Genomic DNA, 24,508 nt, shown 5'->3' with positions numbered 1-24,508 from the left:
CGAACACACTGATGATGAAAAGGGGGAACATGCATGAAAAAATGGCTTCTGCTCCTGCTGTCCTGCACGCTCGTATTCACGCTGGCAGCCTGCTCTGAAGGGTCAGGCAAAGACGTGACCGGCGGCGTGGAAATCAAGCAAGTCTCCGACATGAAAGGAACCGTCCGGGTGGCGCTGGCCGGATGGCAGCTCGACAACGGCATCAACGCGCAAACGGGTAATCCGACGATCGGGCTGACCGAGTACATGGATAAGACGTTCAAGAAAATGTACCCGAATATCAAGGTGGAGCTGTACCAAATTCCTTGGGAGAACGTAAAGGCCAAGCAAACGGCGATGCTCATGTCGGGGGATGCCGACGTGCTGTACACCGGGGGAGCTTTTGCCTCCCAATGGTATCAGGACGGACTGCTGCGTGATCTGGACGACCTGATCAAAGAAGACACATCGTTTGATCCCGGCATTTATCTGGACGGCATCATGAACAATTCCTACAGCACCAAGTCGCCGGACGGATCCAAGCAGTTCGGCATTCCTGCCGTGCTGGGCCGCCGCATGACGATCTATGACAAAAAGCTGTTCAGCGACTGGGGCGTCGAAGGCTTGACAGAGAAAGCGACCCCCGAAGAAATTTTGGAAAAAGCCAAAAAGATGACCGGCAAAAATCCAAAAACCGGCGAGCAGAACTACGGCGTATACTGGTCGGGCAACTCGCTGAACGGCTCCACTTTTGTGGCGCTGACCCTGGCTTTCGGAGCGAAAGGGGCCGAAGGCTCGCTGAAAGACGTAAAGTCGATCAAATGGCATCTGAACACCCCGGAAATGGTCAAGGTCATGGAATGGCTGAAGGAGGCCGCAAAGCTGCCGCCGGCCGGCTTTATCACAGCCCAGGGAGCGGAAAACTTCGGGCTTGAGAAGAACAACATCGCGATTGCGCTGGACAGCACCGGCGGCGCGACGATGAACGAATTTATCGCAAACAATAACAAGGATTTGCTGGACCGGTTCGAGCCGGTGATGAATATGGGCCCGAAAGGTGAAGGCTGGGTGGCCGTGGATCCGTTCGTCATGGCGAAGAACGCCAAGGACGTGAAAGCTTCCTGGGAAGTTCTCAAATTCCTGACCAGCCCGATGACGCAAAAATATACGTATGAGAACTTCGCGATGACACCGACGATCAAGCAGGCCGATTTTGTGAAGCCGGAAGACAAATATGTGAAAAAGGCGCTGGACATCGCCAATGTCGGGCACTCCGAGCTGATGGATGAAGCCAATCCGTTCTATATGAGCGACATCGTCCCGGCCGTCAACGGCTTTATCAGCAAGGCGGCTTCCGGCAACGCGCCGGACATCCAGCAGTTCCTGGACGATCTGCAGGACCGCGCGGAGAAATGGTCCGCCAATCTGAAGTGACAGGTTAAAACGAGTGCAGGGCCCTTCACGGGGCCTTTGCACTTCCTTTTTACCAGGAGACGCAAGGACGATATTCGAAATTGTAGCTGCCTAGAGATAGGAGCAAATGATCCCATTGCGTGTGTTTGAAAAACAGTATGTAAGGAGGTCCCATGATGGTTCGTGTTGGTTTGGTCGGGGCAGGCGGAATCGCCTCCGAGCATTTGAAGCATATTGACGATCATGATCAGGCGGAGCTGGTCGCCGTGTGCGATATTTCCGCGAAGCAGGCGGAACAAGCCGTAAAACGGCATGGTGGAGTCGCCTATACGGATATCCGGCGGATGCTGGCGAACGAGCAGCTGGATGCACTCTTTGTATGCGTCCCTCCTTTTGCCCATGGTGATATTGAAGAGCAGGCGGCAGGAAGAGGCATTCATCTGCTGGTGGAAAAGCCGCTGGGTCTGGATATGGGCATTGTACGGCAAAAAGCGGATTTTATCCGGAAAGCGGGCGTCATGACGGCCACAGGCTACTGCCTAAGGTATATGGAGCCGGTACAGAAGGCGAAACAGTACCTGGCCGGCAAAGAAATCGCCATGGTGCGGGCCCACAGGTTCGGCGGGCTGCCGGATACCCCTTGGTGGGTGGATCATGCCAAGTCGGGCGGACAGCTGGTAGAGCAGACGACCCATAATGTGGATCTTATGCTGTACTTGGCCGGAACAGTCCACAAGGTCAGTGCTGACATGGCCCTGCTGCTGAACAGAGACGTTCCCGGGATCACGACGCCGGATGCCGCTTCGGTCAACCTGGTGTTCGATTCGGGCGCAATCGGTCACATTGACACCGGTTTTCTACCCCAGCCGGACAGCCGTTCCTCCCTGGAGATCATTGGAAGGGATTTCAGATTGACGCTCGAAGGAACGTCGCTTACCATTCTGGAACCGGAGCAGACGATCATTCTTCGCGGCAAATCCGATTTCTACAAAGTCCAGGACGACGCTTTCATTCGGGCCGTTGCCACGGGTGACCAGAGCTTGATTCTGGCTCCGTATGAAGAAGCGATGCATACGCTGGAAGTGACGCTGGCTGCCAACGAATCGGCACAAAGCGGATTGCCGGTAACCATAACCAAGAGGGGGTAAATCTAGAGCCCCTCCAGGAGCCTGCGGGCTCCTTTTTTGCGTATCCGGATTGCTGTAAGCCGTGCATAAACATATCGATGCCGTGCATAATCACGCCTTTTCCATAATCAGGATATGACGGTGTGATCCAGAATAGAATCTGGTAAACCGTATTCGATCTATCAATTTGGATTTTTTGGATTCAGTGATTGTATACGTCAATTCGATGAAGGAAACAGTCAAAATTAAGCCAATTTGTATCATCATTACGACGGGGACAACGCCTTCTAAAAGAAAAAAATTCCGGATCGAAGGCTCCATTCTCTATCAGGAAACGGGATTCCCGGCTTTCCCTAATTCTTGTTTTCTTGCGAAGATCTTGCTTCTGCTGTCCCAAACAAGGTAAACTCAAACTTAGGCATAAAAAAGAGCTGGAACAAGAAGGAAGGATTAGCATGTTGGATCTGAATGTGAATGAGCCGGATCAGCTGGTTCAGGTTGCTCATGCATTGTCCACCCGGGCGAGGGTGGATATGCTGAAACTGCTCTACACGCGGAGCATGAATATCATCGAAATTTCGGAAGCACTCAAGCTGCCGGTGTCGACAGTGGCGAACAACGTCAAAATTTTGGAGGCCGCCAAGCTGCTGACGACAGAGCTTCTGCCCGCGGCCCGGGGGGCGATGAAGGTATGCACCCGCAGTTATGATGACATCCATATCAGTCTCAACCCGGCGATCCAATCGACCAAGGAAAATTACGGCGTGTATGAGGTCGAAATTCCGATCGGATTGTACAGCGATTGCGAAGTATACCCGACCTGCGGCATGGCGAGCGGCACCGAAATGATCATCCGGGAAGACGAGCCGGCGAGCTTCTACCATCCGAAGCATATCGATGCACAGATCATCTGGTTCCGCAAAGGTTACTTGGAGTACATTTTGCCGCTGGAGCTTCCGCAAAACGTCAAAATCAAATCGCTTGAGCTGTCCATGGAAATCTGCTCGGAGGCGCCCAACTTCGATAACGATTGGCCCTCGGACATATCGGTCTGGGTGAACGGGCTTGAGATCGGGATGTGGACGAGTCCGGGGGATTTCGGGGACCGCCGCGGCAGGCTGAACCCCTCCTGGTGGCTCGATTGGACGACGCAGTACGGCCTCTTGAAAACGTGGCGGGTCGATGAGGACCGGACGACGCTGGATATGAAAAAGGTATCGGATGTAGGCATCAACGATCTTCAGCTGGAAGGGCGTCCGAATTTGCGCCTGCGAATCGGCGTGGATCCAAATGCGGTCCATAAAGGCGGGGTGAACATCTTTGGGCGGCAGTTCGGCGATTATGAGCAGGACATCAAGATGCGTATCCAATATGTTCCCCTCACGGACGAAGCGTAAAACCATTGTTACAACAAGTTTGTAACAATGGTTTTTTTGTTTCTGTTACGGGGCTTGTGGATTTTTATGGGAGAAGAGCGTGGTTAGGCAATTTCTTCTTGCTGATAAAGCGATGAAGCCCATTTGATATGCACGAGAATAGAAACAACTCAAAATTTTTATTACAAAAAAATGAAATGAATGCGTTGACAAAATAGAAGTTTAGCCGTAATATAGCCCCATAAGAACAATAAAGTTGTAATAAAACAATAACGTTGTTCTTTAGAACGACTACGGTGACGAAAATGGGGGGTACGTATGAGAAGAAAATTCAGCTTCATGTGGATCACATTACTGTCTCTGACCTTATTGCTCAGCGCCTGCGGCAGCGGTGGCAGCGGCAGCAGTGGCGGGGCGGACAGTGCAGGCGGGGACGCGTCCGGCGGTACTGGTGAAAGCGCTTCGACGGATACGGGCGGCGGCAGCGGCGAGAAAGTGAACCTTTCCTTCTGGACGCTGTTTGACGGCGGAGACGGTGATAACATGCAGGCGATGGTAGACCAGTTCAATAAAGAGCATCCCGATATTCAGGTGAAAAATACGAAGCTCGTCTGGGGCGAGTATTATACGAAGCTGATCACAGCGGTTGGCGCAGGCAACGGTCCGGATGTGGGCATCTCCCATATTTCCCGTCTTCCCGACCTGATCAATCAGGGGGTTGCAACTGAGCTGGACGATTCGGCAAAGGATGCCAACATCGACTGGAGCACGTTCAACCAGAACATTCTGGAAGCTTCCGTTTACGATGACAAGCATTATGCGGTTCCGATCGATACACATCCGTTTATTATGTACTACAATAAAAAGCTGCTTAAAGACGCAGGGCTGCTCGGCGAAGACGGCAAGCCGGTTCTGGAGCAATCTGGCGAGGGATTCATCAAGTTTCTGACAACGCTGAAAGAGAAGCTTCCGAAAGGCAAATATCCGTTTGCGCTCTCGAGCTCCAACGACGATCCATTCCGTTTCTGGTGGGCACTTTATTCGCAGCAGGGCGGCAATGACGTCGTATCCGACGACCTGAAATCAGCCGACATCGACAAAGAAAAAGCAGTAAAAGCCGCGGATTATATTAAGGACTTATACCATAAGTACAATTTCATCAAGCTGAACGACCCGGATTTCTATAAAACGTTCCAGAGCGGAAATGCGGCGATCATGATGACCGGCGTGTGGGCAACCGGAACGTGGGAGAAAACGAAAGGGCTGGAATTCGGGGCCATGCCGATCCCTAAAGTATTCGATCAGGAAGCGACATGGGGCGATTCGCATACGATCATTCTGCCGGCAACGAGCAGTGAAGATCCGGAGAAGCGCAAAGCTGCACTGATTTTCGCCAACTGGATCGCCGACCACGGAGAAATCTGGGCGAAAGCGGGCCATATCCCTTCGAAGCCGGCCGTATTCGACAAGCCGGAATTCAAAGAGATGCCGTACCGGAGCGATTATGTCTCGGTGGCAAGCACCGTTAAATTCAACAAGCATTCCGACAAGAACTGGCAGATCCGCGATAACGCGCTCTTTAAATATTTGAACGAAGTTTGGTCCAACAAGATGTCGAGCTCGGATGCCGTTGACAAGATGCAGACCGAGATCGGTAAAGTTTTAAGCGAGTAACCATGAGGGTATGATCCATCAGACAGGTTTGGGGCGGCTGGCTCCAAGCCTGCCTGAGCGATGCGGGAGAGGAAGGTGAGTCATGAAGAAGCTTCGGATCGACTTGCAGGCACTGATTTTTTTACTGCCCTTTCTGATTGTGTATGTGTTGTTTACGATCTGGCCGATGATTAAGGGCGCGCAGATGAGCTTTTATAAATGGACCCTGATCCGGAAGATGAAATATGTCGGGTGGGACAATTTCCAGCGCATGTTTCATGACGACCAGTTCTGGGCTGCGGTATGGCATTCTACGATTTTCGTTTTTCTGACGACGCCGACCATGATCGTGCTGGCGATCGCGCTGGCACTTATCGCGAACCGGAAATCCAAGCTGCAGAAGCTGTACCGCAGTGCGTTTTTTCTGCCGAGCATTCTTTCGGTTTCGGTGGCATCGTATTTGGGGTTGTTTATGTTCCAGCCCTATACCGGCTTCATTAACGGGATTCTGCATGGACTCGGCATCCTGGCGGAAGGGAAAGAGATCTTCTGGCTCACTGAGCCGTCGCTGGCCTGGATTGCGGTCGCCGCTCTGACGCTGTGGTGGACGGTGGGGTTCAACTTTATTTTGTATCTGTCCGCCATGCAGGAAATTCCGGACGAAATTTATGAGGCGGCATCGCTGGACGGCGCGGCCAAAGGGCAGATGTTCTGGCGGATCACGCTGCCGATGATGAATTCGATCACACGGATGATTCTGATGCTGCAAATTATCGCTTCCTATAAAGTGTTCATGCAAATTTACATCATTACGGGCGGCGGACCGCTGGATTCGACAAGGCCGATCATCCAGTACATTTACCAGAGCGGTTTCAAAAAAAATGACCTGGGTTACGCGGCGACGATGTCCTATATGCTGTTTGCGATTTTGCTCGTATTGTCGATTATCCAGTATGTCGTTAACAACCGGAAGGAGGCGGCTTAAGGCATGAAATGGGTATACCGGATCGTTTCTGTCATCGCGGCGTGCGTGTTTCTGATTCCGCTGGTCTGGATGCTGGTCGTATCGATCAAGCAGGAAGGGATGAAGGTCTCCGGTTTGTTCGACTGGTTTACGCCGCCATATTCTTTCGCGGTGTACGGACAAATTATCAGCGGCACCAAGCTGATGCAGTGGGTGTGGAACAGCTTCTTCGTCGCAGGCGTCGTCACGGTTCTGACCGTTCTAGTTGCGGCTATGGCGGCTTATGCATTGTCCAAAATTCCTTTCCGGTTTAAAGCCATCATGTTCTTTTTCATTTTGGCAGGTCTTCTCGTTCCCGGCGAAGCAACCATCATTCCGCTGTATCAGGTCGCCAAGGACATGCATTTGCTGAATTCGTACCAGGGGCTGATCGTCACAGCGCTGGCTTCGCCGATGGCGGTAATCGTGCTTAAAGGATTTTTTGACGGCATCCCGAACGACCTGATTGAGAGCGTGCAGATGGATGGAGGCGGCGTGTGGAAAATATTCGCGGTGATCATGCTGCCGCTGACCCGGCCGGCGCTCGCGTCGATGGCGATTCTGACCTTTATCGGCTCGTGGAACAATTTCCTGTGGCCATTCCTGTCGCTGACAAACGACAAGCTGTTTACGCTGCCGATGGGAATTCCGACCTTGATGAGCCAGTACTCGGAGGATTACGTGAAGCCGATGGTTGTGAACACGCTGTCTTCCATCCCGATCATTATTCTGTTTGTGATCTTTGAACGGCAAATCATCAAGGGGATCAGCCTGTCGGGGATTAAAGGGTGAGCGGCGTTGCCGTAGCCGGGATAGAGCCGAAGCGGCGCGAGCGTGCCATCGATTTGTTCAAAGGACTGCTGATCGTCGGGATGGTGTACTGCCACACGCTGCAATTTTTCAGCGATCCGGTCGTGTACCCGTCCATCAGCCGCTGGATCGATTTCTTCAACCTCATCACCTTCTCGGGGTTTGTGTTCAGCTTCGGGTATGTATCGCAGCTTGCTTATTATTCCAAGCCGTTTCGCAGCGCTTGCCCGCGGATGCTGGCAGCCGCGCTGAAAACACTGCTGGCCTTTTATGTATCCGGAACGGCGTTCAGGGTGTTTCATGACGGAGCGCCGCTCCAGTGGGACACGATTCGGCCGATCATGCTGCTGAAGGATATCCCGGGCTGGTCCGAGTTCCTGGTGTCTTTTACGTATTTGATGGTCCTCGGCTTGGTGCTGTTCGTTCCGCTGCGCTGGCTATCCGGGCGAAAGTGGCTTGGTTTTCTGGCGGCCGGCCTGCTGCTTGCAGGGACGCTGTTTCCTTATGGAGCGGTCCATGTTCCCCAGCTTGGGTTATTGGTCGGCACGAGGGATTTCGCCTCGTTTCCGCCTGTTCAATATTTTCCGTATTACCTGCTTGGGATCTTGTTCGCCAAATACCGGATTCGCTTCGACTGGCTCGTTCTCGCCGGATCGGTGCTTGCAACCGGACTGTTTGCGGCAAATTGGCGGTATGCCGGGGAGCTTCCCTCGCGGTTTCCGCCTTCGTTGTTCTGGATTATCGGTGCTGCCTTCATATTATATGTTTATTATTTGCTGGCCAGGGTATTGGAACGCATTCCGTACGCGTTTGGCTTTCTGGAGTCGATGGGGCGGAACGTGCTTTTGTATCTGGTGCTCAGCAATTTGTTGATTTTTACGGTAAAAAGCAGCCGGCCGGATCTTCTCGTCGGAAGCGGCGGCGGCTTGCTGTACGCGGCAGGATGGCTCGCCGTATGCGGATTTTGCAGCTGGATCGTTACCAAGCGTACGCGCTAAATGTGATTACTTCAAAGGAGTAGAGAGAAATGACAGAGATGCTGCGCGGCGAATATCCTCGCCCACAATTGGTTAGAGCGGATTGGCTCAACCTTAACGGAGTATGGAATTTTGAATTTGATGACGAAGCGGCCGGCGAGAGGGAAAAATGGTACGAGCATCCTTCCTTCTCGCGGACCATCCAGGTTCCGTTTTGCTATCAGAGCAAGCTGAGCGGAATCGGAGATCCTTCGTTCCATGATATCGTGTGGTACCATAGGACCTTTACGGTGCCAACAGCGTACCAAGGCAAGCGGCTGATTCTGCATTTCGGTGCCGTGGATTATGAATGCAAAGTATGGGTGAACGGCAGGCTCGCCGCTATCCACGAAGGCGGCCATACGCCGTTTGACGCGGATATTACGGACCTGCTTCAGGGTGCGGACAACTCGATCGTGGTCAAAGCCGTCGATTACAGCCGTGACGCGGCGCTTCCGCGGGGCAAGCAATACTGGGAAGAAACATCGGCCGGGATCTTCTATACGAGAACGACGGGGATTTGGCAGACGGTATGGATCGAACCTGTGCATGACCTCCATATCCGTAGGATTCGGCTGACGCCGGATATCGATACGAATGAAGTGTCGCTGCAGGCTTTCGTTCAGGGCTGGGACACCGGGGCCAAGCTTCAATTAAAGTCGGTAATTTCTTTCGCGGGGCAAGTCGTTTCCGAAGATTCCTTTTCGGTGACGGGGAAAGACGAGATGCGCCGCATCCGCCTGCACGATTTTAACGATCATGGCTTGGGGCGCTGGTGGTCGCCTGAACGTCCAAATCTGTACGATTTGGAGCTGACTCTCCTGGTGGACGGAGAAGTGGTGGATACTGTCGCGAGTTACTTCGGCATGCGGAAAATTTCGATTGAGGACGGCGTCGTGCTGCTCAATAACCGTCCTTATTATATGAAAATGGTGCTGGACCAGGGGTATTTTCCGGATGGCCTGCTGACCGCTCCTTCCGATGAAGCGCTGAAAAAAGACATTGAGCTGACGAAGGAAATGGGATTCAACGGAGCCCGAAAGCATCAAAAGATCGAAGACCCCCGTTACCTGTACTGGGCGGACAAATTGGGCCTGCTTGTCTGGGGAGAGATGGCCAACGCGTTCCGGTTCACGGAAACCTATGCCGGGCAGATCACCCGGGAATGGCTGCAGGCGGTGGAGCGGGATTATAATCATCCCTGCATCGTAGCCTGGGTTCCGCTCAATGAAAGCTGGGGCGTAACGAATATATTGGTGAGTCCTGCCGAGCAGCAGCATGCGCTGGCGCTGTATCACATGACTAAATCGCTGGACATGTCACGTCCGGTCATCTCTAACGACGGCTGGGAACTGGTCAAAACCGACCTGGTTACTATTCATGATTACGAATGGCGTAAAGAAGTGCTGGCGAACCGCTATTCGACCGTGGAGCAGGCGCTTCAGGCGAAACCGGGCAACCGCTGGATTCTGGTGCCGGGGTATCCTTATGAAGGACAGCCGCTGCTGCTTACCGAATTCGGCGGAATCTCATTCCAGAAAGGGAACCAGGAAGGATGGGGTTACTCCGGAGCGTCGAATGAGGAAGATTTCGAACGGCGCCTGGCCGACGTGGTTCAGGGTGCTCTCGCTTCGCCCGTGCTTCAAGGCTTCTGCTATACGCAGCTGACGGACGTCGAACAGGAAATTAACGGTTTGCTGACATACGACCGGCAGCCAAAGATTCCGCTGGAGAAGATCCGTGAGATTGTGCAGGGACGTTGATACAGCTTTTAAAATAGAGTGGCTAATATGTAAATAAAGAGTGAAGAAGGCCCCGTTTCGGGGCTTTCTTTTTTTTGTAAATGGTGGCATCGCCTAGTTAATCGGTATAAAGACTGTTATAATACAAAAGACAAAGATATGATTGATCAGGATAAAGTGGGCCCTTTCTTTGTTTAGAACCATCGCGTGACCAATGGAACTCAGGGTCCGAACAAAACCATGGTGATACAGGAAAAGGGGAATGAGAAATGGAAATGAAGCTGATTTTTACAAACAAAGGCAAAAATGCCATCGGGAACTTCGAAAACGAGGAGCTGATCGAAGTGTTCACGAGGTACAGTAAGACATTGATGAAAAAGTACGATCTTGTCGTGTCGGTTCCCTCTGAAGATAATCGCGACATTACGGCCGACGGTACCATCAATGTACATCTGAACGACGTCAAATGCGATGTTCAAACGTTTTTCAAGGAACTGGCCAGAGATGTGAAGGTTCCGTTAAAGAAACGGCTGGACGCCGGCGAGACGCTGGATGGCGTGTTTAAGGCGGAGCTGGTCAAATAAGGCATTAGAATAATCGTTAATGAAAAAAAGGGAGCCGGCGGGCTCCCTTTTTTTGATGATCGAGCGAAAACCACACAAATAACAGCTTAGCCTTTTAGAGCGGATATTCATCCGTTCACGGCTGCAGCACCGGCTGTTAATTCCGACCAGACCGCCTTCACGTCTCCGGCATTCATGATTTTTCCGAAGTACTGCCCAATGTTCGATAGGGTCATTTCGTGGGCCTCGGCAGAGGAACCGGCGCAGGCGTCCTCGACGAGCGTCACGTTATAGTCGAGCATGAATGCGTCCCTGGCGGTCGACTCCACGCATACGTTCGTGAGGACGCCGGTCAGGACAACAGATTTGCACCCCAGAGAGCGCAGTATCAAATCGAGGTTGGTGCCGATAAATGCGCTGTACCGGTGCTTTTCCACCACATAATCGCCCTCCTTGGGCTCCAGCCCGTACAGCTCCGTGCCCCAGCTTCCCTTCTCGACAATCCGAAGCGGGTTGCCGCTGGCCGTATGCTGCAGCTCCCATGCCTGGGAGGTAGTGCCCGCATCCAGCGTCATTTGCACGAAGATGACCGGCACGCCGCTTGCCCTCGCTTGACCGGTAAGGTCATGGATGGGCCGCACACAGGCCTGGAACGCCGGGATATCGACGACTCCCGCGCGGCCGCAGGCTCCGTTTTCGTGGCAAAAATCGTTTTGCATGTCGATGATGATCAGGGCGGTATCCTCCGGATGAAGCCATGCATGGGTACTCAAATGAATCCCTCCAAAATAAATATTGTTGTGTTTATGTCAAACAATATAACATTAAAACCACAATTACAGGATATTGCACTTTTTTATACCCTGAATCACAAGAAATATGATATAAATAGGATAATATATGTTATTTATTCTTACACAATCGGGAATTCCTCCGACCTGCTGTTCGGTAAAACCAATTTATATGGAAGGTGGGGATGGGATGGATCTGGAAGGTCTGCATTCATTTGCAACGATCGCCAAGGAGAAGAGCATTTCCAAGGCTGCCCAGACGCTGCATGTCACCCAGCCGACGCTGAGCGCGCGAATACGCAAGCTGGAGGAGGGGATGGGAGTCAAGCTGCTGGACCGGGGGTGGGACGGAGTGAAGCTGACGCAGGAAGGGCATTATTTTCTGTATTATGCGATCCAAATGGTAAGCCAGTTCAACAATGCCTCCGCGATGCTGAACAAAGCAGACCTGCTGAAGTTCGATCGTTCCCTTGCCGAAGTGACCCGCATGGACCGGATGGTGATCGGCGTCGACACCGGACTGTCCAGCAGGTTCGTGTACCCTCTCGTTGCCGAATTGCAGCGCATTCGCCCCGATCTGAAGTGCAAATATGTTTCCCGTTCGTCCATGCTGCTCATTGATCTGATCGAGTACGGGGTCATCGATATCGGGCTGTTTTATGATGTGAAGGAATGCCGCCATTTGCAGCCGGTGCATCTTCTGGACGACGAATGGGTGCTGTTGTGTTCGGAAGAAGCCTACCGGGGCGTGATCCGCAAGGATGATGACCTTATCGACGTGCTCAAGCATGACATGTTCGTGCTGTTCGAAAATCCGATCGCCACCTACGTGAATGTATGGGAGGTGCTGTCCAGACTGTTTGGGTCCACGCCCGACAAGTTCCAAATCGTGGACAGCAGCGATATGATGCTGGGGGTGGTGGCCAACGGCCAGGGATACACGTTCGTACCTAAATGCTACGTCCCTGAGCTGTACCTGGAGGCCTATCCCATCCGAATGATCCCTTTTGGTTCCATGCTGCCGGCTCTGCCGGTATACATGGCATACTCGGAAACCGTCCAGCTCGACGTGCCGATCGGCGAATTGCAGCGCAGGCTGCTTGCCAGATACAAGCCGGGCGCAGGGCACACCGCCGCTTCCGGCGGTTTGAATGGATAAGGAGACAATACAAAATAGGAGCACCCTCCAGGATGAAATGAGCCGGGAGGGTGCTTTTTTGCCTGTGCGGATTCAGACGAAGAAGTCGATCGGGCACGGATTCATCGTGATGCGGGTACAGCGGGTGCAGCTGTCATACCGTTTCTGAACATCGGCTGAACGACGGGCTCGATGCCCTCGACTTCGATGTCATACAAAGTGCCAAGAAGCGAAAGGAGCGGAATGGCGGCAGACGCTGCCGCTTCTATACGCTCTTTGGCCATCGGGATGCCGATGATCGCTGCCTGCAGAACCTCCGCAGTGCTTACTTCCACATCCCTTTCTCTCCGGTTAGTGGCTGTTAGCTTGTATTCGTTATCCATGGTATTCCTCCTCAGGTATGGTATGTAGCGGGCTGATCCGTCTGTCCACTGATCAGGTGATGTACGGAAACCGGTTTTTCGACTAGTCCAGCTCCGGATGATGGAAATGCCAATCGGTGCTTTGTTCATACGCGTGGCCGATGCCGAGCAGTTCCGCTTCGGCAAACGGTTTGCCGATGAGCTGCATGCTGATCGGCATCCCTGCGGCCGAAAAGCCGCAGGGCATGGCGAGGCTCGGCAGGCCGGTTACGTTCGTCGGCATGGTCAGTTCAGCGAAGCGCATGCTGATTTCGACGTCGTGGATGCCGGGCGCAGTTGCCGGGAGGGTCGGGGTAAGCAGGACGTCGGCTGCAGACAGCGCCTGCATATACTCCTGCTGCAGAAGCCGGCGCGCCCGCTGTGCCTGCAAATAGTGGACGGCCGGGATCAGGCGGGCGCCTTCGATCATTCCCCGGACATCCGGTCCGTACTGCTCCGGCTGTTCCCGGTACCACTTCTCGTGAATGGAGGCGACTTCGCCCATGCAAATACCGTTGCCGATCGCGCCGACATGGCTGAGGAGCGGGATATCTACTTCAATGACATTCGCGCCGAGCAGCTTGAATTGCTCCATGGCTGCCTGAAGGGCGGCCTCCACCTCCGGATCGATGCCGTCATAGTAAAAGGACGAGGGGATCCCGATGGTGATGCCGTGCAGATCGCCGCGCAGCATGCCGGTGAAATCCGGGACCGATACGTCGGCCGACGTATCGTCCAGCGGGTCATACCCCGCCATAGCCTGAAGGCAGATGGCGGCGTCTTTGGTCGAGCGGGTCAGCGGGCCGGCGTGGTCCAGCGACCACGACAGCGGAAAAATGCCATGGCGGCTGACCCTGCCGTATGTCGGCTTCAGGCCGACGATGCCGCAGGCTGCTGCGGGAATGCGGACTGAGCCGCCGGTGTCCGTGCCTGTGCCCATGTAGGCAAGTCCGGCCGCTACGGCCGATCCCGAGCCACCGCTTGAGCCGCCCGGCGATTTCTCCAGGTTCCACGGATTGCGGCAGGGACCGAAATGAGGGCTGTTCGTCAGCGTCCCGGCCGCAAACTCATGGGTCTGCACTTTGCCGAGCAGGACCGCGCCTGCTTCTCCCAGCTTACGGACGACGGTGGCATCCGTATCCGGCACGAATGTTTCGAGGATTTTGGAGCCGACAGCCGTCCGGATTCCCTGGGTATTGTAAATATCTTTGTGAGCGATAGGAATGCCGTGAAGCGGACCTCTGTACTCTCCTTTCATGATTTCAACTTCGGCCGCTTTGGCCTGGGCGAGCGCGAGATCGGCCGTAACCGTTACGTACGCATTCAGCCGGGGATTGAGCGTTTCAATCCGTTCGAGAAGCATCTGCGTAATTTCGACGGGTGAAATGCGGCGGCTGCGGATCCGTTCCGATAAACCGGCGATCGTATCATACAGCAGCTCCTGATGCAGGGTGGTCATAGATAACATCTCCTTTGCGAAAAAAAATTGTGGATGAGTACTCTACCTCTCGAATGACTTGAACAAATGGATTCTTTAATGATATCCGCCCATAGTTGATTTACCTTCAACATGTGTCATTTCTATGGAAGAATGATGGTCCTTGAACGCAAAAATCCAATCGTTTTTTGTATATAGGGAGGTAATTGTTAAGAAACATAACATATTTTCACCGAAAAGGGGCTGAAACAAGGTATAGAATGTTTCGATATCCTAACATTACAGAATTTATGTTAGTATTTATCACACAAACAGCATTCCTGGCATGCTACAACAAAACCGATTGATTAAAGGCCGGGAAGATCCATTTTTCTGAAGCTGCGAAGGAGGGAATATGATGTCAAATCTTTTGGAAATTGACAGCCTTGTCACCTCATTTTCGACCAAGAAAGGGATGGTGGATGCCGTCAGGGGAGTCACCCTGCGGGTCAAAAAAGGCAAGACGACGGTTATTCTCGGGGAATCGGGTTCGGGGAAGAGCGTCATGCTCCGTTCCATACTGCGGCTGACGCAGCGCGGTTCGAATGTTGCCGGCAGCGTCCGGCTCGAAGGAGAAGACTTGCTGGGCAAATCGCCGAAAGAAATGGTGGCGATCCGCGGGAACCGGGTGGCGATGATATTCCAGGACGCCCTCTCGGCGCTCGACCCGCTGTACAGGGTCGGCGACCAGCTGAAGGAAACGATCAGGGCGCACCATAAGGTGGGGAGAAGGGAAGCGAAGGATAGGGTCATCGAGCTGTTCCGTAAGGTCGGCATTCCTTCGCCGGAAGAAAGGGTGCGTGCCTACCCGCACGAGATGAGCGGCGGCATGCGGCAGAGGGCGGTCATTGCGATGGCGCTCGGCTGCCGTCCCGATCTGCTTCTTGCCGATGAACCGACCACCGCCCTGGACGTTACCATTCAGGCGCAAATCCTCCGGCTGTTCAAGGAGCTTCAGGCCGAGTTCGGAATGTCGATCGTGCTGGTCACCCATGATATCGGCGTGGCCGCCGAAATGGCCGACGAGGTCGCCGTCATGTATGCCGGCAAAATCGTCGAGTATGGATCGGCGGAGGAGGTTCTGACCAGACCGATGCATCCCTACACAGCCGGGCTGATTGCTGCTACGCCTCAGAGCAAGCAAACGGGAAGGCTGTCCACCATCCCAGGACAGCCGCCGCTCATTACGGAAATGCCGCAGGGATGCGCTTTTGCACAGCGCTGTCCTTATGCCGAGAGCCGGTGCACGGAGAGTGTCCCGGATTACGTAAGCGCGGGACGATCGCAGCAGGCGGCCTGCTTCCAGCTTGCCGGCCGGGAAAGATACGCCCAATAAAAAATAATGGAACCCTGTGGAGGTGCCGGAGATGAAACCATACTCAAGCTTGAAAAAAACGTACGCCATCACTCTACTGCTGCTTATCCTGTGCCTCTCAATGGTTCTTAGCGGGTGCGGCAGAGGCGGAGCGGCCGCCGAAGGCTCGGCGGCGAAAGAGACTTTGGTGATTGCCATGTCCGCCGCGAACATCCCGGTACCGGACACGATGCCGACCGAAGGTTACGAAGGGATGCGTTTTGTCGGGTATCAGCTGTACGACGCGCTGGTGAAATGGGATTTGACGCAGGGCGACAAGCCGGCCGAACTCACGGGCGGCCTGGCCGAATCGTGGGAACATTCGAACAGCGATCCGACCGAGTGGACCTTTCATCTGCGCCAAGGGGTTGAGTTCCATGACGGAACGCCGTTTAATGCGGATTCGGTCATCTTTGCCCTCGACCGTCTGTTGAAGCCGGATTCCCCGTATTACGATGCAAAAATTGCCGGTTCCACCGGCAGCTCGCTTCGTTTTATCGCGAAGTACGCCAAGTCTGACGAAAACACGGTTCGAATCTATACCAACGGACCATACAGCTTTCTGCTGTACGACTTGGCCAGCATCTTGATACCAAGCCCGGAAGCGGTCAAGAAATACGGCGGGGATTATGCGAATCATCCCACCGGAACAGGGCCCTTCAAATTCGTGAGCATGAAGCAGGGGCAGGAATTGGTTATGGATAAGAACGACAAGTACTGGGGCACGGTCCCGAAACTGGAACGGGTGGTGCTCCGGCCGATCAGCGATCCGTCCGCCCGGCTCGCGGCTATTCAGTCCGGGGAGGTCAACTGGGCCGAGATTCCGCCAACCGAATCGATTGAGCAGCTGAAAAGCATGGGATTCCAGGTGCTGACCAATACGTACCCGCACATTTGGCCGTATGTCCTGAACACGGCCGATGGCCCATGGAAAGACAAAAGGGTGCGGCAGGCGGCGAATTACGCCATCGACCGAGAGGGCATGAGCGCCGACTTGCTGGGCGGCGCCTCCATCCCGGCAACGCAGCTGATGTACAAAGGGCATGCTTGGTACAGTTCTTATGCGGAGCCGTATGCCTATGACCCGGACAAAGCCAAGAAGCTGCTGGCGGAAGCGGGTTATCCCAATGGCTTCTCAACCACCTTCCTGGTCCCGACAAGCGGATCCGGCAACATGTGGCCGGTGCAGATGAACGAATACGTTCAGAAGGACCTGAAGGCTGTGGGGATCGACGTGAAAATCGAATCTATCGAGTGGCAGTCGCTGCTGACCCAGTATCTTCAAGGGTTCCCCAAAGACAAGGAATTGGGCGCAATAAATATTTCCCTGCCGACCATCGCCCCGAACTCCTTCCCGAACTTCTTCTCGTCGGCGGCTCTGTTTCCGAAAGGCTTGAATATCGGCGGATACTCCAATCCGGAGCTGGATCGGATATTGAACGAGGCGCAGACCAGCTTCGACGCCGGTAAGCGGGATGTGCTGCTGAAGCAGGCCTCGGCGATCATTGCGGAGGACGCCCCTTGGATCTTCGTCGTGCATGACCTGAACTTGAGGGTGCTCGCGCCGGATATTCACGGCTTTGTTCAGCCTCAGTCCTGGTTTGCGGATCTGACGGGCATCTCCATCGAGTAAAAAAGGGGGTATACGCGCATGTTTGCTTTTATCAGTAAACGTCTGCTTCTGTTCGTCCCCACGCTGTTTGGCGTATCCGTCATCGTGTTTCTGATGCTCCAAATGGTCCCCGGCGATCCCGTCAACACGATCGTTCCTGCGGATGCGACCGAGGAAGAGCGGATGCGGGTAACACGCGAGCTTGGGCTCGACAAGCCGATTTATGTGCAGTTCATCTATTGGCTCGTCCATATGTTTCAAGGGGATATGGGGACCTCTATCATCAAGCGGCTGCCGGTCAGCGAACTGCTGCTCCCGGCTGTAGGAAATACGCTGCTGCTGGCGGCGGCTTCCGCCGTCGTATCGTTCGGCCTCGGCCTGGCCATCGGCGTTTACAGCGCATACCGTCCCAAATCGTGGGCGGCTTCCCTGTTCAACGTGCTGGGACTCGCGGGAATCGGCATGCCGAATTTCTGGGCCGCGCTGATTCTGATCGGGATATTCTCCGTCAGTCTCGGCTGGCTCCCTTCCTCCGGGATGCAGAGTATCGGGGGTGGAGGGCTGCTGGATACCTTCAGACACCTGATCCTCCCGACGATTGCGGCTTCCCTGACGACGCTTGGCGTTATGACCCGGATGGTGCGCAGTACGATCGCGGGTTTGCTCCAGCAGGACTTCGTATTCGCACTGCAGGCCAAAGGTGCACCGGCTGGCAAAGTGCTGCGCCATGTGCTCAAGAACGGCATGCCGACCATTTTGACGGTGGCCGGGCTCCAATTCGGTTATTTGATCGGCGGCTCCGTCCTGGTGGAAACGGTCTTTGCCTGGCCCGGCATCGGCCAGTTGATCTACCAGGCGATCGGGCAGCGGGACTTTCCCATCGTCCAATCGGGCGTTCTTGTGGTAGCTGTCGCTTTTGTTCTCATCAATCTGGCAGTCGACTCACTGCATGCGGTTCTTGATCCAAGAGTAAGGCATTCTTGAAAGGAGTGGGCAGCATGGCTACCAATGTTCAATCCATTGTTCCCGATGCGGCTTCGGCCGCTAGTTTGCCCAAACAGCCCTCGCAGGCTGCCGAACGATGGCGGGCGTTCTGCAGGCGGAGAGCGGCGCTGGTCGCGCTGGTCATTCTCGCCGCGATCGTCCTCGCCTGCATCGCCGCCCCGTGGCTGTCCCCGTATGATCCTTACGCGGGTAACGTCAAAGAGAGGCTTCTCCCTGTCGGGTCGGCGGGACATCTTCTTGGTACGGATGAACAAGGCAGGGATTTGCTCACCCGGATCTTGTACGGGGGGCGGCTGAGCCTGCTGTCAGGCATCGTCCCGGTCATCATCGCCGTTATCCTAGGAGGCGGGCTTGGAATCATTGCCGGATATTTTAAAGGTATCGTCAACACGCTCATCATGCGCACGCTGGATATTTTGTTCTCGTTCCCGGCGATTCTGCTGGCCATCGGCATCTCCGCTTCGCTCGGTCCGGGCATCAGCAACATCATGATCTCGGCGACGATTGTTTTCATTCCGCCGATTGCCCGCATTGCCGAAACGGCCGTGAAGGAGGTGAAGAAGGAGGAGTATATCGAAGCCGCGCTGTCCAGCGGGGCCGGAACGGGGCTCATCATCCGTTTTCATGTTCTAAACAACATTTTTTCCCGACTGTTTGTCTACAGCACGACCCAGATCGGCATCTGCCTCATGCTCGCGTCCGGTCTGAGCTTTCTGGGACTCGGCGTATCGCCGCCGACGCCGGAGTGGGGATTTATGCTGAACAATTTGAAACAAGTCATATTTATTGAGCCCATCGTTACGATCGTCCCAGGCATCTTTATATTCGTCACATCGCTTGCGCTCAACATCGTATCCGACGCCTTGTCGGATGTACTGGACAGCAAAGGTTAAGGAGGGATAACAGATGGAGCACATTCTTGAAGTGACCGATGTCAGCAAGACCTTTCCCCTGCGGGGGATGTTCGGACAGAGCAAGGGAGGGGTGTCCGCCGTCAACGGGGTATCCTTCACGCTGAAATCCAAGGGTACGCTCGGCATCGTCGGCGAGTCCGGATGCGGCAAGTCTACTTTGGCCCGGCTGATCATGAGGCTGATTGAGCCTGACCAAGGGCAGGTCCGATACAAAAACGAGGATTTGCTGAAGCTCGGCGGTTCCGATTTGAAGAAAATGAGGAAACGGATTCAAATGGTGTTTCAAAATCCTTATTCTTCGCTGAATCCGAAGCTGACCATTCTGGACAATGTGGCGTTCCCGCTGTGGGCGAATGGAACCGGGCGGGCTGCCGCCAGTACGCAGGCATACCGTTATTTGGATGCGGTAGGCTTGCCCAAATCCTATGCCGCGAAGTATCCGCATCATTTAAGCGGCGGGCAGAGGCAGCGCGTGGCCATTGCCAGGGCGCTTGTGCTCGAACCGGACATCGTCATTGCCGACGAGGCGGTGTCGGCGCTGGACAAATCGGTGCAGGCCCAGGTGCTGAACCTGTTTCAAGATCTGAAAAAGGAGTTCGACCTGTCGCTGATCTTTATTTCCCACGATCTGCACGTGGTGGAATATATGAGCGACGATGTCATGGTGATGTATTTGGGCGGCGTCGTGGAGAAGGGGCCGAAGGAAGAAGTTTTCGCGAATCCACGGCATCCTTACACGCAAGCGCTTCTCAAGTCGGTGCCCTCGGTGGACCTGGCCGTTCGCAAGGCGCCGGAAACCGTGCTGCTGAAGGGTGACCTCCCGAGTCCGCTGAATCCGCCGTCCGGCTGCCGCTTCCGGACGCGGTGCATGTTCGCCGAAGCGCGCTGCGCACAGAATGTGCCGGCTCTCGTTGAGGTGGGTGAGGGTCATCACACGGCGTGCTTGCTGGTACACGAAGGAATGGCGGCCGTTCAAAATTTGTAGAAGGGTGTGTGAATATACGATGACAAATCCAAAGTTTGGCTCTAGCGAGGTTCAGGACATCGTTACGGTAGCTGCGATAAATTTTCATCCCAAATGGGGGGACAAGGCGGATAATTTGAAGCGCATGAAAGGCTATGTGCGGACGGCGGCGAAGCAGGGCGCGGATTTGATATTGTTCCCGGAAACCGCGCTAACCGGCTACGGTGTCAAGGATGACGACCCTGAAATGCAGAGGCAGAATGCCGAAACGGTGCCTGGCGAATCGACGCTGGCCCTTGCTGAGCTGTCCAAGGAATACGGTGTGTATGTCGTGCTTGGGATGCCGGAGCGGGATGCGGCGGACCCGGATATCATCTACAACTCCGCGGCTGTGATCGGTCCGGAAGGCGTAATCGGCGCCTACCGAAAAATCCATCCGGCAGCTAAGGAATCACTGTGGGCGACAAAGGGCAGCGAGCCGCTCATGTTCGACACGCCATGGGGACCGGTGGGGGTCGGCATCTGTTACGATTCCTACTGCTTCCCTGAACTGGTCCGGTATTATACCGCGCTTGGTTCGCGGATATATTTAAATCCGACGGCGATCCACAATGTGGAGGGATGGCAGGACCTGTATTACACGACGCTCAAATCGAGATCGCTGGAGAACGGCACGTTTATCGTCAGCTCGAACCTTGTCGGCCAGGATTACGATTCGTATTTTCCCGGCGGCAGCATGATCGTTGGTCCTGCAAGCCACATCGGCTCGGAATACAAGGGGGCGCCGGTCGAGGACAAGGAGGCGGTCGTGCTGGCGACCCTCGATTTGAGCCAGGCGGGAGGCCGGCTCCCGTTGTTTGAGCACAATCCGCTGACCGGTGTGCCGGACTGGAGACCTGACATATACCTGCACATGCTGAGCGGCATAACCCGGAACGGCAAGTGGGCCGGCAGCTCGGAAAATAAGCTGCTCCCTAAGCCGCAGGCCGCCGTCATCGTGTAAACCCGTCTGCCGATAACGAACAAAAGCCGCCCTCTGCCTGGTCTGTTAGACTAGGGAGAAGGCGGCTTGTTGTTATGCTTGACATGCTCGTCGTCGGAACGACTTGGATGCCGCGGAACGCAGCTTACCGCTGCTGTATAGCTTAGCGTTCGTCCGAAGTCAGGTCCAGCCAGTCAAGCTCCGCACGGCTCAGCTGAATCCGGGAGCCCTCATCGCAGGAACGCAGCTCTTCAGCTGACTGGGCGCCGATCAGGGCGCAGGTCGGGAACGGCTGGTTCAGCACGTAAGCGAGGGCGATTTGGATGGCGGTCACGCCGCGCTCCGCGCCGAGCTGCTTCGCACGCTCCAGGCGCTCCCAGTTGGCGTCGCTGTAGAACACGCGGACCAGGTCGGCGTTGTCGCGGACTTCCGGCGTAAACCGGCCGGTAAAGAAGCCTCTTGCCTGGGAAGACCAGGAGAAGAGCGGAAACTGCTCGGCTTCATGCCAGGCGCAGGTTTCGGCATCGGCCGAGACGCAGCCTTTCCAGAACGGCTCGTTCGGCTTGGCAAGGCTGAGGTTCGGGCTGCTGAAGGTAAAGCCGGTCAAGCCTTTCTCGGCCGCGTAATCGTTGGCTTCCTTGATCCGCTGCCACGTCCAGTTGGAACAGCCGATGGCGCCGACGGTACCTGACTTGACATATTCGTTCAAAATTTCGATCACTTCGCCGGCAGGCACGTTCGGATCGTCCCGGTGCAGCGCGTACAGATCGATAAAATCGGTTTGCAGCCGCTTCAGGCTGGTCGTAATATCGTGCCGGATGGCTTCCTTGTTGACGCGCGGACCGTTCTGGTCGTGATGGGCGCCCTTGGTCAGGATAACGATCTGATCCCGGTTGCCGCGCTCCTTCATGTAACGGCCCAGCACTTCTTCGCTTTCGCCGCCGCAGTAGATGTGAGCGGAGTCGACGGAATTGCCGCCGATGGCCAGATACGCGTCCATGTTGGCAGCGGCTTTATCGTACGAATTGTGGAAAAAGTAGTCCGTGCCTTTCATCAAACGGGAAACCTTTTTATCCAGACCTTTGACGGAAATGTATTCCATGGATAATACCCTCCTAAGCTATTGTGGTTTTTTTATGGCTCGTTACAGCGCAACCCGGGTATGCTCGCGAGCAGACAGCAAGCAGGCGTCAATCACCTTCATGTTGTTAATCGCATCATCGGGCTGGAACTGCAGCGGCGTTTTGTTCATAATGGCCCGGGCGAGCTGATCGGCCTGCATGCTGTATGCGTTTACATGAGGAACCTCGATTTCGCTCCGCTCCCCGCGTACGGTCAAGAAGAAGTTGCCGCTGCCCGGCGTCGGTGTAATGTAGGCTGAAGGCACCTCGATGATGCCGTCCGTGCCGAGGATTTCCAGCGGATTGCGCGACGCGGCCCACATGGCGCAGTCGAAGGTCAGTGCGACGGAGCCGTCAAATTCGATGAGGCCGGAGGCCATCATATCAACATCGTCATGCTCCGGCGAGAAGAAGGCGTTCACCGTGACGGCGATCGGTTCCTTGCCGAGCAGCAGCCGAGCCGCGTTGATCGGATAGCATCCGACGTCGTAGATCGAGCCGCCGCCCCAATCCTTGCGGTAGCGGACGTTCGTTTTGTCGCCGGCGTTGTTAAAAGTAAAGGCGCTCCTGATGCCGCGGACTTCGCCGATTTGGCCCGAGTCGATAATCTGCTTGATCTCGTCGTAGCGGGGGTGGTAACGGTACATGAAGGCTTCGGACAAGTACACGCCCGCTTTGGCGGCGGCTTCAGCCATTTCGGCGGCCTCGCTTTCGGTCAGGGCCAGCGGCTTCTCGCATAGGATATGCTTGCCGGCTTCCGCCGCGCGGATTGTCCACTCTTTATGAAGATGATTCGGCAAAGGAATGTATACGACGTCGATGGACGGATCCTCAAGCAGCGCCTCGTAGCTTCCGTAAGCGACCGGAATATTCAGGTCCGCCGCCGTCTGCTTTGCTTTCTCCTCGTTCCGGCTGGCGATGGCGGCGACTTCATTCAGCTCGGACTGCTGCACCCCGGGAATGACCGAGCGCTTGGCGATGCCCGCGCAGCCCAGTACGCCCCATTTCAATTTCTGGCTCATGTTCGTGTATCATCTCCTCAAGAAGCTTATTTATGATTATATTGCGATTATAGAAGATTGTATTTAAAATTAATATAATACGATTTTGCAATGCATTATAACAATATTGTCATTTGGGGTGAGAACAGGTGAAGCGGCAAAGCCATTTGCTGACCCTTCCGTCGATGCCGTTTTTCTGTTTTCCCGAATCGGTCGGCTTTTACCGGAACGATCCGGGTCACAGCGTATTCCGGGAGGCGGGGGCCTTGAACAATTTCAACATTCACTATGTGGCTGCGGGCAGAGGGTACGTAGAAGTGGAGGATGTGGTCTATGAGCTGGGGCCGGGAGAGGCCGTGCTGTATTTTCCCATGCAGCGCCAGCGGTACTACAGCAGCGAGGAAGACCCGTGGGATATCCGCTGGTTTCACTTCTACGGGAGCGGTCTGCAGGATTATTTGATCGAACGCGGTCTGCATCACAGCCTCTTATGGACGATCCGCCAATCGGCTTCGTTTGAGCAGGCGCACGAAAATCTGCTGCTGGAGGCAGAAGAGCACCGGATGCTCCACCCGGTCCGCCTCTCGACACTTACTTACGCGCTGCTGGCCGAATTTATCGAGCATGCCACCCCGTTGTCTCCGGTCAAATCGAACAATTCGGGCAGCCGGATCCTGGAGCTGCTTCCGGTCATGCAGCAGGAGGCGGTCAAGCCGTTCATCCTGGAGGATTGGGCGGGCAGACTTGGCATATCCACCTACTACTTCTGCAAGCTGTTCCGCAGCGTAACCGAGATGACGCCGATGGAGTTCATCACACGCTGCCGCCTGCAGATGGCGAAGCAGTGGCTGCTCGAGCGAAAGAGTGCGACGATCGGGCAGATCGCAGAGGACGCGGGTTATCCAAGCGTGAGCTATTTCAACAAGCGTTTTATGGAGCATGAGGGGATGACGCCCTCGGCTTACCGGCGGCTATACGGAGGGGCGTAAGCGTAGGGGATCGTTCGGCGGTAATCTGCGGGGATAATATTTGTCCCATAATTGAGGTCCTTCCTGTCACCTGACCG

The 24,508-nt window shown here is 54.8% G+C and carries 22 protein-coding genes; 17 read left to right on the top strand and 5 right to left on the bottom strand.

Translation table 11 applies throughout. The annotated features are described in order from the left end of the window. The first annotated feature begins 33 nt into the window (after window positions 1-33). The 9 genes from KI379_RS17340 (at window position 34) to KI379_RS17300 (ending at window position 10,703) form a co-directional block, all read left to right on the top strand. The gene (locus tag KI379_RS17340; RefSeq protein ID WP_212984319.1) at window positions 34-1,413 is read left to right on the top strand and encodes an extracellular solute-binding protein; all 1,380 of its coding nucleotides are present in this window, start codon (window positions 34-36) and stop codon (window positions 1,411-1,413) included. A 152-nt stretch (window positions 1,414-1,565) separates the two neighbouring features. Then, window positions 1,566-2,540, top strand: coding sequence for a Gfo/Idh/MocA family protein (locus KI379_RS17335; RefSeq protein ID WP_244879322.1), 975 nt, complete (start codon window positions 1,566-1,568; stop codon window positions 2,538-2,540). Window positions 2,541-2,974: 434 nt separating this feature from the next. Continuing rightward, window positions 2,975-3,916, top strand: coding sequence for an ArsR/SmtB family transcription factor (locus tag KI379_RS17330; RefSeq protein WP_076170998.1), 942 nt, complete (start codon window positions 2,975-2,977; stop codon window positions 3,914-3,916). A 297-nt stretch (window positions 3,917-4,213) separates the two neighbouring features. Next, a complete protein-coding gene (locus KI379_RS17325; RefSeq protein WP_212984318.1) occupies window positions 4,214-5,569 on the top strand; it encodes an ABC transporter substrate-binding protein in 1,356 nt (451 codons plus the stop codon). A gap of 82 nt (window positions 5,570-5,651) precedes the next feature. Then, entirely contained in the window at window positions 5,652-6,533 is an 882-nt protein-coding gene (locus KI379_RS17320) for a carbohydrate ABC transporter permease (protein WP_076171002.1), read from the top strand. A 3-nt stretch (window positions 6,534-6,536) separates the two neighbouring features. After that, window positions 6,537-7,343: a carbohydrate ABC transporter permease gene (locus KI379_RS17315; RefSeq protein ID WP_076171004.1), complete on the top strand. Its 807-nt coding sequence runs from the start codon at window positions 6,537-6,539 to the stop codon at window positions 7,341-7,343. Beyond that, complete coding sequence (locus tag KI379_RS17310) at window positions 7,340-8,359, top strand: hypothetical protein (RefSeq protein ID WP_212984317.1); 1,020 nt, start codon at window positions 7,340-7,342, stop codon at window positions 8,357-8,359. The genes KI379_RS17315 and KI379_RS17310 overlap by 4 nt, the downstream gene beginning before the upstream one ends. Window positions 8,360-8,388: 29 nt before the next feature. Beyond that, a complete protein-coding gene (locus KI379_RS17305; RefSeq protein ID WP_212984316.1) occupies window positions 8,389-10,140 on the top strand; it encodes a glycoside hydrolase family 2 protein in 1,752 nt (583 codons plus the stop codon). 248 nt (window positions 10,141-10,388) lie between these two features. After that, on the top strand, window positions 10,389-10,703 hold the full coding sequence (locus KI379_RS17300) for a hypothetical protein (RefSeq protein WP_076171010.1): 315 nt from the start codon (window positions 10,389-10,391) through the stop codon (window positions 10,701-10,703). Window positions 10,704-10,810: 107 nt separating this feature from the next. On the opposite strand, the gene KI379_RS17295 is transcribed toward KI379_RS17300, so the two are convergent. Beyond that, the gene (locus KI379_RS17295) at window positions 10,811-11,455 is read right to left on the bottom strand and encodes a cysteine hydrolase family protein (protein ID WP_212984315.1); all 645 of its coding nucleotides are present in this window, start codon (window positions 11,453-11,455) and stop codon (window positions 10,811-10,813) included. 208 nt (window positions 11,456-11,663) lie between these two features. On the opposite strand from KI379_RS17295, the gene KI379_RS17290 reads away from it, so the two are divergent. Then, window positions 11,664-12,632 carry a LysR family transcriptional regulator gene (locus tag KI379_RS17290; protein ID WP_076171014.1) on the top strand — a complete coding sequence of 323 codons (969 nt, stop codon included), beginning with the start codon at window positions 11,664-11,666 and terminating at the stop codon, window positions 12,630-12,632. Between the two features lie 101 nt (window positions 12,633-12,733). Here the strand turns inward: KI379_RS17290 and KI379_RS17285 are convergent, their stop codons facing one another. Beyond that, window positions 12,734-12,994, bottom strand: a complete 261-nt coding sequence (locus KI379_RS17285) for a hypothetical protein (RefSeq protein ID WP_212984314.1) — start codon at window positions 12,992-12,994, stop codon at window positions 12,734-12,736. Between the two features lie 82 nt (window positions 12,995-13,076). After that, window positions 13,077-14,471 (bottom strand): amidase, encoded by a 1,395-nt coding sequence (locus KI379_RS17280; RefSeq protein ID WP_212984313.1) that lies wholly within the window; start codon window positions 14,469-14,471, stop codon window positions 13,077-13,079. A 373-nt stretch (window positions 14,472-14,844) separates the two neighbouring features. On the opposite strand from KI379_RS17280, the gene KI379_RS17275 reads away from it, so the two are divergent. From KI379_RS17275 to KI379_RS17250, 6 genes are read left to right on the top strand one after another with little or no spacing between them, the layout of a single operon-like run. Further along, window positions 14,845-15,825 (top strand): ABC transporter ATP-binding protein, encoded by a 981-nt coding sequence (locus KI379_RS17275; protein WP_244879321.1) that lies wholly within the window; start codon window positions 14,845-14,847, stop codon window positions 15,823-15,825. Between the two features lie 31 nt (window positions 15,826-15,856). After that, window positions 15,857-17,476 (top strand): ABC transporter substrate-binding protein, encoded by a 1,620-nt coding sequence (locus KI379_RS17270; RefSeq protein WP_212984312.1) that lies wholly within the window; start codon window positions 15,857-15,859, stop codon window positions 17,474-17,476. An 18-nt stretch (window positions 17,477-17,494) separates the two neighbouring features. Next, entirely contained in the window at window positions 17,495-18,439 is a 945-nt protein-coding gene (locus KI379_RS17265) for an ABC transporter permease (protein WP_212984311.1), read from the top strand. Window positions 18,440-18,453: 14 nt separating this feature from the next. Next, window positions 18,454-19,353, top strand: coding sequence for an ABC transporter permease (locus tag KI379_RS17260; RefSeq protein ID WP_076171026.1), 900 nt, complete (start codon window positions 18,454-18,456; stop codon window positions 19,351-19,353). Window positions 19,354-19,366: 13 nt separating this feature from the next. Continuing rightward, complete coding sequence (locus tag KI379_RS17255; RefSeq protein WP_212984310.1) at window positions 19,367-20,359, top strand: ABC transporter ATP-binding protein; 993 nt, start codon at window positions 19,367-19,369, stop codon at window positions 20,357-20,359. A 19-nt stretch (window positions 20,360-20,378) separates the two neighbouring features. Beyond that, entirely contained in the window at window positions 20,379-21,341 is a 963-nt protein-coding gene (locus tag KI379_RS17250; protein ID WP_212984309.1) for a carbon-nitrogen hydrolase family protein, read from the top strand. A gap of 142 nt (window positions 21,342-21,483) precedes the next feature. On the opposite strand, the gene KI379_RS17245 is transcribed toward KI379_RS17250, so the two are convergent. Both KI379_RS17245 and KI379_RS17240 read right to left on the bottom strand, forming a co-directional pair. Next, window positions 21,484-22,422: an aldo/keto reductase gene (locus KI379_RS17245; RefSeq protein ID WP_076171032.1), complete on the bottom strand. Its 939-nt coding sequence runs from the start codon at window positions 22,420-22,422 to the stop codon at window positions 21,484-21,486. A 42-nt stretch (window positions 22,423-22,464) separates the two neighbouring features. Then, window positions 22,465-23,463, bottom strand: coding sequence for a Gfo/Idh/MocA family protein (locus KI379_RS17240; RefSeq protein WP_212984308.1), 999 nt, complete (start codon window positions 23,461-23,463; stop codon window positions 22,465-22,467). Between the two features lie 128 nt (window positions 23,464-23,591). Here KI379_RS17240 and KI379_RS17235 point away from each other — a divergent pair, with 128 nt between their 5' ends. Then, window positions 23,592-24,431: a helix-turn-helix transcriptional regulator gene (locus KI379_RS17235; protein WP_076171036.1), complete on the top strand. Its 840-nt coding sequence runs from the start codon at window positions 23,592-23,594 to the stop codon at window positions 24,429-24,431. The last annotated feature ends 77 nt before the right edge of the window (window positions 24,432-24,508 follow it).

The sequence above is a fragment of the Paenibacillus cineris genome, assembly GCF_018333335.1.
GTDB classification, from domain to species: domain Bacteria; phylum Bacillota; class Bacilli; order Paenibacillales; family Paenibacillaceae; genus Paenibacillus_AQ; species Paenibacillus_AQ favisporus.
The sequence above is the reverse complement of the archived record's forward strand: the minus strand, read 5'-3'. Positions and strand labels throughout refer to the sequence as shown.